General features: G+C 37.0%; 15 protein-coding genes and 1 riboswitch. Of the genes, 5 read left to right on the plus strand and 10 right to left on the minus strand.

Annotated features, from left to right (window positions below):
* Positions 1–3: 3 nt before the first annotated feature.
* The 4 genes from AAV96_RS12835 to tusD are packed head-to-tail and all read right to left on the minus strand — an operon-like array spanning position 4 to position 1,401.
* Positions 4–315: a TusE/DsrC/DsvC family sulfur relay protein gene (locus AAV96_RS12835; protein WP_004662001.1), complete on the minus strand. Its 312-nt coding sequence runs from the start codon at positions 313–315 to the stop codon at positions 4–6.
* A 27-nt stretch (positions 316–342) separates the two neighbouring features.
* A complete protein-coding gene (locus AAV96_RS12840) occupies positions 343–627 on the minus strand; it encodes a hypothetical protein (protein ID WP_046739583.1) in 285 nt (94 codons plus the stop codon).
* A gap of 11 nt (positions 628–638) precedes the next feature.
* A complete protein-coding gene (locus AAV96_RS12845; protein ID WP_005160339.1) occupies positions 639–989 on the minus strand; it encodes a hypothetical protein in 351 nt (116 codons plus the stop codon).
* 43 nt (positions 990–1,032) lie between these two features.
* Entirely contained in the window at positions 1,033–1,401 is a 369-nt protein-coding gene (gene tusD, locus AAV96_RS12850; protein WP_046739584.1) for a sulfurtransferase complex subunit TusD, read from the minus strand.
* A 64-nt stretch (positions 1,402–1,465) separates the two neighbouring features.
* Between tusD and galE the strand changes: the two genes are divergently transcribed.
* From galE to AAV96_RS12870, 4 genes are all read left to right on the plus strand, one after another.
* Complete coding sequence (gene galE, locus AAV96_RS12855; protein ID WP_004662006.1) at positions 1,466–2,473, plus strand: UDP-glucose 4-epimerase GalE; 1,008 nt, start codon at positions 1,466–1,468, stop codon at positions 2,471–2,473.
* Between the two features lie 152 nt (positions 2,474–2,625).
* Positions 2,626–4,020: a class II fumarate hydratase gene (gene fumC, locus AAV96_RS12860; RefSeq protein ID WP_046739585.1), complete on the plus strand. Its 1,395-nt coding sequence runs from the start codon at positions 2,626–2,628 to the stop codon at positions 4,018–4,020.
* Between the two features lie 115 nt (positions 4,021–4,135).
* On the plus strand, positions 4,136–4,627 hold the full coding sequence (locus AAV96_RS12865) for a hypothetical protein (RefSeq protein WP_171066582.1): 492 nt from the start codon (positions 4,136–4,138) through the stop codon (positions 4,625–4,627).
* Between the two features lie 136 nt (positions 4,628–4,763).
* A riboswitch (glycine riboswitch) is annotated at positions 4,764–4,853 on the plus strand.
* A gap of 180 nt (positions 4,854–5,033) precedes the next feature.
* Positions 5,034–6,278, plus strand: coding sequence for a D-amino acid dehydrogenase (locus tag AAV96_RS12870; protein WP_046739587.1), 1,245 nt, complete (start codon positions 5,034–5,036; stop codon positions 6,276–6,278).
* Between the two features lie 47 nt (positions 6,279–6,325).
* Here AAV96_RS12870 and AAV96_RS12875 read toward each other — a convergent pair whose 3' ends face one another.
* The gene (locus AAV96_RS12875) at positions 6,326–6,973 is read right to left on the minus strand and encodes a hypothetical protein (protein ID WP_046739588.1); all 648 of its coding nucleotides are present in this window, start codon (positions 6,971–6,973) and stop codon (positions 6,326–6,328) included.
* A gap of 98 nt (positions 6,974–7,071) precedes the next feature.
* Here AAV96_RS12875 and ispF point away from each other — a divergent pair, with 98 nt between their 5' ends.
* Positions 7,072–7,563, plus strand: coding sequence for a 2-C-methyl-D-erythritol 2,4-cyclodiphosphate synthase (gene ispF, locus AAV96_RS12880; protein WP_046739589.1), 492 nt, complete (start codon positions 7,072–7,074; stop codon positions 7,561–7,563).
* On the opposite strand, the gene AAV96_RS12885 is transcribed toward ispF, so the two are convergent.
* The 5 genes from AAV96_RS12885 to glnL form a co-directional block, all read right to left on the minus strand.
* Positions 7,551–8,075 carry a protein tyrosine phosphatase family protein gene (locus AAV96_RS12885; RefSeq protein ID WP_046739590.1) on the minus strand — a complete coding sequence of 175 codons (525 nt, stop codon included), beginning with the start codon at positions 8,073–8,075 and terminating at the stop codon, positions 7,551–7,553. The two genes, ispF and AAV96_RS12885, sit on opposite strands and share 13 nt — an antisense overlap.
* A 151-nt stretch (positions 8,076–8,226) precedes the next feature.
* Positions 8,227–9,147, minus strand: coding sequence for an ornithine carbamoyltransferase (gene argF, locus AAV96_RS12890; RefSeq protein WP_004662017.1), 921 nt, complete (start codon positions 9,145–9,147; stop codon positions 8,227–8,229).
* A 112-nt stretch (positions 9,148–9,259) separates the two neighbouring features.
* The gene (locus AAV96_RS12895; protein WP_046739591.1) at positions 9,260–9,901 is read right to left on the minus strand and encodes a TetR/AcrR family transcriptional regulator; all 642 of its coding nucleotides are present in this window, start codon (positions 9,899–9,901) and stop codon (positions 9,260–9,262) included.
* Positions 9,902–10,048: 147 nt separating this feature from the next.
* Positions 10,049–11,536: a nitrogen regulation protein NR(I) gene (glnG, locus tag AAV96_RS12900; RefSeq protein WP_004662022.1), complete on the minus strand. Its 1,488-nt coding sequence runs from the start codon at positions 11,534–11,536 to the stop codon at positions 10,049–10,051.
* Positions 11,523–12,632 (minus strand): nitrogen regulation protein NR(II), encoded by a 1,110-nt coding sequence (gene glnL, locus AAV96_RS12905; protein ID WP_004662024.1) that lies wholly within the window; start codon positions 12,630–12,632, stop codon positions 11,523–11,525. The genes glnG and glnL overlap by 14 nt, the downstream gene beginning before the upstream one ends.
* Between the last annotated feature and the right edge of the window lie 154 nt (positions 12,633–12,786).

Genomic DNA, 12,786 nt, shown 5'->3' on the forward strand with positions numbered 1-12,786 from the left:
CAGTTATAAACAATTGGCAGGTTTGGGAACACCAGCTAAACGACTTAGATGACGCGCTACTAAACCTGTGTTAAATCTTTGCTGTAATTCAGCATTATTGATTTCAGCACTAACCGTCTTCATCAAAAATTTAATCAGTGGACGAGTTGCTGGGGAATGCCCAAATTGTTGATAAAATTGACGTACGGCGTGGAGAATTTCGAAATGCCAAGCAGTCAGTTCTAGATCAAGTGATTGAGCAAGTTGCTGGGCAACTTCAGTATTCCAAATTGTATAATCGACCAAATGACCGTCTTGATCTAACTCTAATTGCATGAAATAACCTAATTAACTAAAAATAATTTATTTTAAAGAAATACATCGTTTGAATTGCAAAGCTAAATCAGCGAATTCAGCGTATTCTATAATTTTGACCTCAGATTTGATTTCTTCTCTAAGTAAACTTTGCTCATTACTTAAGCAATAAAGATTTGGATAAAGATCAACAATCTTTTTAGTTAGCAGTAAAAGCCCATCTCCCATGACTACAATCGTATCATTCACATGTGCCATTTGAGCTAACTCAATCCAGATTTTATCTGTGTTGTAGTAAGGGGATTGAATCAAAAATAAAGTTGAATTTTCCATGTTTCTGAGCTCTACCAATACAGAATATGATCGAAAGATTGAATAAATTCAGGCTGAATCTCAACAAACTCGATTTCTTGATCACTATCTTGCGCAATCGCCAAGTGTTGATTTTTAGTTTCAACTAAAATCGGGGTTAGATCATAGAACTCAAAACTGTCCACCATATTGGCAGCAACTTTGAAAGCTTGTTTGAATTGATCGAACTCTAACTTATTGTTCAATAAGCTCAGTGCAGCATCTTTTAATAATACTTTGACAGAAATACCAAAGGTTGCTAAAACCATAGTTGCAGACACGCTTTCGTTGATCTGCAAACTAGTTAAATTGGATTGCGTTAGGATGACGAGTACAGATTTCACACAATTTACCTTTTAAAAGCAACACTCTATTAATGAACTTAAACTAAAATTGAATTAAACGAGAACAGCTTTGTACAGCATCAGCTAGCTCTCCAAGCCCAACTAGCTCAAAACCTTGCGCTAAGTTGTGTTGTTGAAGTGAATGACGTTGGGCATTGCTTGCATCAGTGATTCCCCGAGCAAGGGCAGCACTGACACAGACAGGGAGTCGAATGCCAAGCTTTTGCCATTCTTGTTTTAGATTGCGTTGATCATCAGGGAGCCACTGTAAATCATTCGCAACCTGAACACCATCTTGGTAAAAGAAGACACGAAAATCTTCGGACTTATTTACTAATGCTTGAGCTAAACCAAAAGCATGCCAAGCCATAATTGAAGTAGGTGCAGAAGTTATTAACAGTAGTGTACTCATTGAACATTCACTATGGTCATGTAAGCAAAATGATGGACAGATTAAAAAAGAAGGTAAGTATACAATGATTTTGGTGACAGGTGGTTTAGGCTTTATCGGTTCACATATTGCTTTGAGTTTATTAGCACGTGGGCAAGAAATTGTTATTGTTGATAATTTAGCCAATTCGACTTTACAAACCTTGGAGCGCTTAGAATACATCTCAGGAATGTATATTCCATTTGTTAAAGTAGATGTGAGAAATACGCCTGCCTTAAATAAAGTATTTGAACAATATTCAATTCATACTGTTATTCATACAGCCAGTTTTAAATCGCTTGAAGAATCTGTTCTAAAGCCTCTGGAATACTACAATGATAATGTCAGCAGCATTATGAGCTTATTGAGAGCAATGCAGCGGATGGGGGTTAGAGAGTTAATCAATATTTCTAGTTTGGCCGTATATGGGCAATCTAATCCAAGTGTAGTTGAAGAGACTGAGTTTAATTATCGCTACCCTAATCCATACATTCGATCTCAGCAAATGGTTGAAGATATTATTGCGGATACTTATAAAGTCGATCATGAATGGAAAATTATCAATCTCAGATTATCTAATATTGTTGGTGCTTTTGAACATGGCGTTTTAGGGGAATACGTAACTCAACTCCCTAAAAATATTGTGCCTTTAGCTTTACAAGTTGCAGCGATGCAGCGAGATTGTATCGAATTGCAAAATCAAGCACGGACAGAAGATGGAACGGTTGAAAGAAGCTTTTTACATGTTTTGGATGCTTGTGATGCAGTTTTGATCGCATTAAATTGGTTAAAAACACAAACAAGTTGTTTGGAAGCATTCAATATTGCACATCATCAACTCACATCTATACAAAATTTGATTGATGAAGTTGCAAGAGTCACTCAGACCGAAATTCAAGTGCAACCTGCTGTATATCAAAACCAAGAGTTAGCGCAATTGGGTGCAAATATTGATAAAGCAAAAAAAATATTAAATTGGGTTCCTAAACGTTCTCTATCACAAATGATTGAAGACGAATGGCGCTTTTATCGCAATACCTTAACAGGTAATTAAGATAATGATTCTTATTTACAATTTTAATGGCTTTGTTTAGGATAATTAAGACTTATCAAATATACATCAATATGAACTGAGTCTTCGCTAGCCAAAAGCATCAGTTTGCTTCAGCCCGTGAACATTTTAACCAAATAAAGCAGAGGTTGTTTATGCAAATGCGAATTGAACATGACACTATGGGCGAAGTTGAAGTTCCAAATGACGCCTTATGGGGTGCACAAACGCAACGAAGTTTACAGAACTTTAAAATCGGTCAAGAACGTTTACCGCGTGCCATGATTCGTGCCATGGGTTTGGTGAAAAAAGCGGCTGCAATAACCAATGCTGAGTTAAAACAATTACCTGAAGATTTAAGTCAATATATCGTTGATGCTGCTGAAGAAGTGATTGCTGGTCAATGGGACTCACAATTTCCGCTTGTAGTTTGGCAAACAGGTTCTGGTACGCAAAGTAATATGAACTGTAATGAAGTGATTGCAAACATTGCCAATCAAAAATTAGGACAAGTACTAGGTGCACAAAAACCAGTACATCCAAATGATCATGTCAATCGTGCGCAATCAACCAATGATTCTTTCCCAACAGCAATCCATGTGGCTGCAAGTATTCAAATCAATGAATTACTTATTCCTGCAGTGGAAAAACTAAAAGCGACTTTAGAGCTTAAATCCAAAGAATTTGATGATATTGTCAAAATTGGTCGTACCCATTTGCAAGATGCGACTCCTTTAACCTTGGGACAAGAGTTCAGTGGTTATGTTTCCCAACTACAGCATGGTCTAAAACGTTTACAGCAAGCACTTGCAGGTCTTTATGAGTTGCCTTTAGGAGGAACGGCGGTAGGTACTGGCTTAAATGCACATCCAGATTATGCAGTGAAAGCAGCTGAGCAACTGGCTGAACTGACAGGTTTACCATTTGTGACTGCACCGAATAAGTTCGAAGCCTTGGCAGGACGTGATGCGGCTGTATTTGCTTCAGGTGCATTAAAAACATTGGCAGCCAGCTTAAATAAAATTGCTAACGATATTCGCTGGTTGGCGAGTGGTCCTCGCTGCGGATTTGGTGAAATTCGTATTCCAGAAAATGAACCTGGTTCAAGTATCATGCCGGGTAAAGTCAATCCTACACAAAGTGAAGCGATGACCATGGTTGTTGCTCAGGTTCTAGGTAATGACACTACCATTAATGTGGCGGGTGCTTCTGGTAACTTTGAGCTGAATGTATTTATGCCAGTCATTGCTTATAACTTATTGCAATCAATTCAGTTATTAGGAGATGCTTGTAATAGTTTTAATGATCATTGTGCGGTAGGTATTGAACCAAATCGTGAGAAAATTGATTATTTCTTGCATAACTCTTTAATGTTAGTCACAGCACTCAATCCTGTGATTGGCTACGAAAATTCTGCCAAAGTTGCCAAAACAGCTTATAAGGAAAATAAAACCTTAAAGCAAGTTGCAGTTGAACTTGGCTTAGTGACTGCTGAGCAATTTGATGAAGTAGTTAGACCTGAAAATATGGTTTCTCCGAATAGTAAGTAAATCGTATTGTTAGTTTAAAAAATCCTTCTTTAACCTAGGGGGATTTTTTATGAGTAGTTTTTATAAACCGATCTGCGTACAATATGCTTTTGATTTACCTGATTGTTGCTTCATTATGCTCAATATTTATTTGACAGATACCAAAACCAATATCCAATTTTCTGATCTTCCAAATGAAAATCCTGTTAAGTTTCTGTTGAATTTAAAGAAAATTTTTCCGAGCACCGCCGACTTATTGTTACCAGTTTTACCAGAAGACAATAATTTGGAAAATGTCACATGGGAAGCAACATCTAAAGATTTCGAAGTATTTAAGAAATTATTGGAAGGTTGGGGAATCATTGAATTACGTTTAAGTGCCATTACCGCTTATAAAGATAAAAATTTTGCCAACGAGTTAGTTAAAAAAGCGCAAGTTAAACGTAAGCAGATTTCTCAGAAACAAGCACAGCTTTCCTTGATTGCATTGGATTATGTTTTGATGCATGAGATTCATGCACTGATTGATGCTGAATTAGTGATGATTGGTGAAAAATTCTATTTACCAACATTACGAGAACTATGGAAAGGACAGTTCTCAGATCAAATTTTGCAGTGCAAATTTTAGTATAAAAAAGCAGACTTCAAGTCTGCTTTTTTATACTTCGATTTATTTTAAATTGCATAAATCTTAATCTACAAACAATTACAAGAATTTAGTGTCTGTATTTTTAAGCGGCATATATATTGCTTATATGGATATAAATATTATTGCGGGAGAGAAGTTCTTCAATGAACTCGCCGAAGGAGCAACGACCCCGGAAACTCTCAGGCAGAAGGACTGTAATAATAGAAATACAATCTGGAGAGCAGTGCTCAACTTGTAGAAACATACGATAATTTTTCTTCTACGATTAACACTCACCGAAGGGGAAGGCTTAATGATTAATTGGTAATCATCTGCCAAAACTCTCAGGTACCATGACAGATGGGGCTAAGCATTATGAAATGTTATGCATTTCAAGGAGTTTGCTATGCCACATGTTGTTGTTATTGGTGCGGGGATTACGGGTGTAACGTCTGCTTATGAATTAATTAAATTGGGTTATGAAGTCACAGTGATTGATCGTCATTTATTTCCAGCAATGGAAACTTCATTTGCCAATGGTGGGCAGTTGTCTGCTTGTAACGCTGAGGTCTGGAATCAGAAGGCAACAGTGTTGAAAGGGATTAAATGGATGAGTAAGAAAGATGCACCTTTATTGCTCAATCCGTCTTTTAGTGTGCATAAGTATCGCTGGCTAGTCGAGTTTTTGACTCACATTAAGGACTATAAGGTAAATACAATTGAAACAGTTCGTTTAGCGTTGTTAGCAAGACAACGATTATTTGAAATTGCAGAAAAAGAAAATATTGCTTTTGATTTAGAAAAGCGCGGTATTTTGCACATGTACCATACTAAACAAGACTTCGATATTGCCAAAAAAGTGAATGATGTTTTAGTCGAGGGTAAACTTGAGCGTTATGCAATAACACCTGAAGAAATGAAATCTATTGAGCCAAATTTAACTGGTGATTATTATGGTGGATATTACACTGCTGCGGATGCAACAGGGGATATTCATAAGTATTCTGTTGGTCTTGCTGAAAAAACAAAACAATATGGTGTCAAATATCGCTTTGGTTTAGATGTGATTGATATCAAGTTTTTGCAGGATAGAGTTGTAGTAGATTGCAAAAATAGTTCAGAGAATATGCACCCTGATAATACTCAACTGACTCAAATTGAAGCTGATATTATTTTAGTGTGCGGTGGTGTGGGAAGTTATCAGCTTGCAGATTTATTGGGGGATACAGTCAATGTCTATCCCGTAAAAGGATATTCAATTACAGTTCAGCTTAAAGATGAGCGAAGTGTAAAAAATGCGCCTTGGGTCAGCTTGCTAGATGAAAGTGCAAAGATTGTAACCTCAAGATTAGGCGTGGATCGTTTCCGTGTAGCTGGTACAGCTGAGTTTAATGGTTACAATCGGGATATTCGAGCAGATCGAATCCAACCTTTGATTAATTGGGTTAACCAAAATTTTGATATTTCAACTGAGCACGCTGTACCATGGGCGGGCTTACGTCCGATGATGCCAAATATGTTGCCTGTAGTGAAACAGGGGAAACATGCGCGAGTATTTTACAATACTGGGCATGGGCATTTAGGCTGGACTTTATCTGCCGCAACAGCGGTATTGATTAGCGAGGAAATTGCACAAAAATTCCCAAGCTAAATATAAAAAGCCGATGTGAAAATATCGGCTTATATTGCATTTGTTGATTAATCATACAAACGATAAATTCCTGTAAAGCGTTCACAACCTTTTTGCTCACTTTTTATAATTAATAAAGCTTTTTGAAAGTCAAATTGGTACTGGCACTTTTTTTCATTATCAATAATTAGATTCTTTTGCTCGGGAGTCGTGTAGGCAAGTAAAGATAAAGTTTGAGTCTCTACACGATTATTGGGATTACGATAAGCAATTCCTTCGATTTTTAACTTATCTTTATCCAGTTGATGAATCTGGATGTGAACAGGTTGTTTGGCTAAATCACCATGTTCAAATTTTAAATAGTGTTGTGTAAGCGTCTGATTCATTGAAGTATAAAAGTTTAAATCATCTAAACGAACATCAAATTGTTGCTGATAACAAATTTTCGATTTGCACTGTTGGATTTGATTAAGCCAAAGCTTTTGTGTGTCATGTAGTAGTTGAATTGGAGCATCAGTCACAAGATAAGCGGTTAAAAACTTATTATTCAGCTTAGTTCGTTGGTCTTGATACTGCTTAGAACAAATTTTTTTTCGCTCAGCATTCTGTGTTGTACAATTAATTGACGCGGCAAATACAAATGATGAGCAAAAACAACTCAATGTGATGATATAACCAGATTTCTTTAATTGATTTATTAAGGTGTTCAACAGCATAATCACTTATATGTTCAGCCTAATTTGCTCACTGTACTATAGCGAAATAGAAAGCCTGAATACAAGATTTGTTCAGTATATTGTAAAAGGAAAATCATATGGTTGCTCAAATTCGTATTGGACAAGGGATTGATGTACATGCTTTTGAAGAAGGCAATTTCGTTACTTTAGCTGGGATTAAAATTCCGCATACGCATGGTTTAAAAGCACATTCAGATGGTGATGTGGTCTTGCATGCATTGAGTGATGCTTTACTTGGCGCATTAGCATTGGGAGATATTGGGCAACATTTCCCAGATACTGATCCTGAGTATAAAGGAGCTGATAGCCGCATTTTATTGAAACACGTATATCAATTAATTTTAGATCGTGGTTATCATTTAAATAATGCTGATATCACAGTTGCGTGTGAACGTCCAAAGCTCGCAAAACATAATTTAGAAATGCGCCAAAGTATTGCTGATGTACTTGAAGTCGATATCACTCAAATTAGTATCAAAGCAACGACAACGGAACAACTAGGATTTACAGGTCGCCAAGAAGGCATTTTAGCAACAGCAACTGTCTTAATTTCACATCAAGCAAGATGATCTACATCCATTAATGATTGTTCAAGTTCAAGTGTTGCTTTACGACCTTGCAGTTGTAAAGTAATACTATGAATTAAACCAGTCCAAGTCTCATTCGGTTCCCAAATCTCATGAAGTAATGCTTGAGCTGTGGGCATATCTATATCCATATAAAATTGACGATATAAATACATCAAACTACTTACACGCATGTTTTTGGCACAATGCAGCCAAACAATTTCATTTTGAACAAGATGAGCAATTAAATCTAAAACGAATAAGCATTGTTCTGCACAAGGAAGATCCCAATCAATAGGAATATGAATGTAGTTTAAGCCTAAATCCAAGCAGATTTGGTCTTGTTTAGCTAAATGATTTTCTGATTTGCTCGTCGCAAGATTGATTACAGTACTACAGCCATATTCTTTAATTTGCAATAATTGTTCAGCGCTTGGCTGAGCAGAACTAAATAGATGCTCGTGCACCAAAGAAAAACTAGGAATTTCAGAAAGTGCTTGTTCGAGTGAAGTCATAATGTTCGCTTTGTAGTTATCAAAGTTTCAACCAAGAGAAGAAACTTCTTCTAATAAAAGATTTTTCTACTATAAGTGTTTTTATTTAAGTGTTCAATTTAGATCGCAAAAATAAAAACAGCATCATGATGATGCTGTTTTCTTTAGCTATTTAGTCTTTCTTTAAATTCTCATTTAATAAGAATTCCATTAATGCTTTTTGAGCGTGTAAGCGATTCTCTGCTTCATCCCAAACAACAGCATTTTTATGATCCAGCATGTGCTCAGAAATTTCTTCGCCACGGTGTGCTGGTAAGCAATGCATAAATAAACAATCTGGATGAGCCAGATCCATTAATTTTTCATTCACTTGGAAATCAGCAAATGCTTTTTCACGAAGCTTTTGTTCTTCTTCTTGCCCCATGCTTGCCCATACATCAGTTACGATCAGGTCAGCGTTAACTGCAGCATCTTCAGCTTTATTGAACACTTCGACACAATCGGCAAATTCAGTCAAAAACTCAGGTTTTGGTTCATAACCTTCAGGTGCAGCAATTTTGAGTTTAAAACCCATCATATGTGCTGCTTCAATGTATGAATTACACATATTATTGCCATCGCCAATCCAAGCAACCGTTTTACCTTTGATGCTTCCACGGTGTTCTTGAAAGGTTTGTAAGTCAGCAAGTAATTGACATGGATGATGGTCATCCGTTAATCCATTAATGACAGGAACTTTCGAATAAGAAGCAAAACGTTCAACAATATCATGGCCAAAAGTACGAATCATTACGATATCAAGCATGCTTGAAATGACACGTGCTGAATCCTCAATTGGCTCACCACGACCTAATTGAGTATCTCGTGGAGAAAGGAAAATTGCATTACCACCAAATTGGCAAATACCAGCTTCAAAAGAAATACGTGTACGTGTACTCGATTTCTCAAAAATCATTCCTAAGACTTTACCTACAAATGGTTGAAAAACCGTATTTGCATGTTGCATGCGTTTCAATTCTTGTGCACGGTCTAAAATGCGTTGCAACTCTAAAGTTGAAAGGTCTCGTAAAGTCAGGAAATGCCGAAGCGCCATAGTTACTCCCACAATAATTATTGAATAAAAACAATAATTAATTGTTATTTAATGGGTGGTGATAAAAAAGGAATTGACTACTATACTACACCACCTAAAAAATGCAAAAGAATTAGACTTTTTGATGAGCTTTTAAGAATAAATCAACGGAATAATTAATATAATCAGTTATTTCAGCGTCATTTGCTGATACTTCTAAACCCATTAAAAGTCGCCACTCAACATCACGTAGAATTCCGAAATACATCATGGCAGAGAAATGAGGGTTAGAGCAGTATATTTCATTGAGGTCGTGTGCCTGACCTAAAGCAAATGCAATCGTATTCTGTATATTTAAAGCACATTGGTCATAAAAATAGTGAGCTAACTGTATATCTTTTTGAGTTTGTTCTGTGAACATGCGCATAAAGGCAATATTTTCAGGTTGAATAATATGTTGATAAAAGCGTTGTAATGTTTGTACAAGGTATGTTTTTAAATTATTTTGTTCTGAAGTGTATGGAAAGCAAACACCTTTAAAAAACACTTCACGACGATAATCACAAATCGCAGTAAAAAGACCTTCTTTGTTGCCAAAATATTTATAAATAGAAGCTTTTGAGCCACCTGCATGATTGACAATATCATCCAAGGAAACCGCATCATAACCTTTTTCAAGAAATAAATCGGTTGCACATAGTAATAAGGCAAGGCGACGTTCTTGACCACGACGAGTTTGAGGTTGTTCGCAACTTGGGTAACAAATATCAGTCATTATATTCAATGAGCGTTGAGGGAATATTTTATTATAGCAAAAACCATATGTCTTGTATGGCTATGACATTAGATCATGTATCTAAACATCTCAATGTAAAAAAGCGAGTAATGTGATCATTACTCGCTTTTATGGACTATTTATGATTTATGCTGAACGAACTTCATCGTCTTCATCATCGTCTGTTGAATCCATGCCAAGTTCTTTAAGTTTGCGAGTAAGCGTGTTACGTCCCCAACCTAAAAGCTCTGCTGCATGGCGTTTGCGACCACGTGTTTGTTGTAAGGCTGCATTAATCAAAGTGCGTTCAAACATTGGTGTTGCGATATCTAAAATTTTCATTTCACCATTTTTTAACTTTTGAATCGCCCATTGAGCTAGTAGCTCATCCCAATGATGTACAGCAATTCTTTCAACTAAAGCTGGGCTTGTAGTTGATGCATCATTCGTCGATTTCTGTATAGCAACTTGTTTTAGCTCAGCAGGTAGATCTTCTGGATAGACTTCACGTCCAGTAATCATCACTGTTAACCAACGACAAGTATTTTCTAATTGGCGAACGTTACCTGGCCAAGGTAGTTGCTGCATATAGTCAGTTGTTTCTGTACGTAAGATTTTAGGACTAACACCTAATTCTTTACCTGCACGCGCCAAGAAATGTTGCGCAAGCATAGGAATATCTTCACTACGATGAGCAAGTTTCGGAATATGAATGCGAATCACATTCAGGCGATGGTACAAGTCCTCACGGAAACGACCTTCATTCACCAACTTCTCTAAGTCTTGGTGAGTTGCGGCTACAATTCTGACATCAACTTTAACTGGAATATGTCCACCAACACGGTAGAACTCGCCATCAGCAAGGACGCGTAGTAAGCGTGTTTGTGTTTCAAAAGGCATATCACCAATTTCATCAAGAAATAATGTACCGCCGTTGGCTTGCTCAAATCGACCTTGATGCTGAGTATTTGCACCTGTAAATGCACCTTTTTCATGCCCAAATAACTCAGTTTCAATTAAGTCTTTTGGAATAGCGGCCATGTTAAGTGCAATAAATGGTTTGGCGCGACGAGGTGAGTGCTTGTGTAATGCATGTGCGACAAGTTCTTTACCAGTACCTGATTCACCATTTATAAGAACCGTGATATGGGATTGAGATAGACGTCCAATGGCACGAAACACTTCCTGCATTGCAGGTGATTCACCAATAATTTCGGTTGATTGTAGAGGTGTCGTTGCTTTGGTTGCTTCTTGTTGTTGCAATTTGTTGATGTGTAAAATAGCACGATTGACCAAGGCTAGTGCTTCATCAATATCAAAAGGTTTCGGTAAATACTCAAATGCACCAGTTTGGTAACTTGAGACAGCAGATTCTAAATCAGAATGTGCTGTCATGATGATGACAGGTAGATCTGGATGCGTGTTTTTAACTTTAGACAAGAAAGTTAAGCCATCAATTCCAGGCATACGAATATCTGTCAAAATGACATCGGGTGCAGCATCATGCAAACGTTCGAGCGCTGTTTGTGCCTCTTCAAAGTTGGTGACGTCAAAACCTTCTTCTTTAAAAGTTTTTTCGAGTACCCAACGCATGGCACGATCATCATCAATTACCCAAATTTTATTTCGTGACACGGTCTGACTCCCAAGGTAAATATAAGCTAAATATGGTTTTTCCTGGAACGGATTGACACTCGATCATTCCGTTGTGTTGATGCATAATGTTTTGCGCGATACTGAGGCCAAGTCCTGTACCTTTTGCTCGTCCAGTAACAAGAGGGTAAAATACAGACTCTAATATGCTTTCTGGAACACCTGGTCCATTATCTTCGATATCAATTCTTATCGATGAGCGATTCAGAACACCGTTAATTGTGACTAAGCGTTGAATGCGCGTTCTTAAAATCAGCTCTGGTTCTGAATCAACAAAAAAATCTTTATTTTCAGTCATTGCTTGCACAGCATTTACGCTGATATTGAGCATAACTTGAATCAGTTGATCACGGTCAGCCATCACATCAGGTAAAGACAGGTCATAATCACGGGTAATCTTAATTTTTTTCTTCGTTTGGTTCACAATAAGTGAACGAACGCGCTCTAAAGGTTCATGCACATTAACCAGCTCATAGCTTGGTAATTGACGTGAACCAAGCATGGTATCTGCTAGATTGGTTAAGCGATCGACTTCACTAATAATAATGTCGGTAAACTCACGATAGCTTTCATCATTTAAGCTGCGAGCAAGTAATTGTGTTGCACCACGAATGCCCGCTAAAGGATTTTTAATTTCATGTGCCACGCCGCGGACTAGTTGGCGTGCAACTTGATGTTGTTGTACTAAATTTTCTTCTTTAGAAATTTTCAACATTCGATCAATTGGATTGAGTTCGATTAATAAAAGTGGGTGATAACTTTTACCTGCATTTAATTGTGAGACCGTATAATCCACATGGATTGGTTTAAAGTTCACATTAATTACAGCTTCGCGACGTGTGTAATGTTGTCCGCTTTCTAATGTATTTAATAAAGCTTCATGTGTATTAAATGAATCGTCATGTGCATGAAGTAGATTGAGCACAGGCTGACCTGATGCGCGAAGTAAACTAACATCGAATAATGCTTCACAAGCCGAATTTAAATAAAAAATATTAAGGTTACTATCGACCAATAATATGGCAGTGGTCAGATTATCTACGAGCAGTCGATAGTCGATAGTGTTATGTTGATCCATTTGTGAATCGTCCTGTTTTAAAATGGCGCAATAAATATCAATGTAGATGAATAGCCATTAACTTCTGAAATGTATTTAATGCAAAATGCAAGCCAACTTTGTATTAGCTAATTTTCAATAACTTAATTCATAAATAATGAGTTTATGCTGTATT

It is taken from the genome of Acinetobacter sp. AG1, from assembly GCF_001005525.1.
GTDB lineage: Bacteria > Pseudomonadota > Gammaproteobacteria > Pseudomonadales > Moraxellaceae > Acinetobacter > Acinetobacter modestus.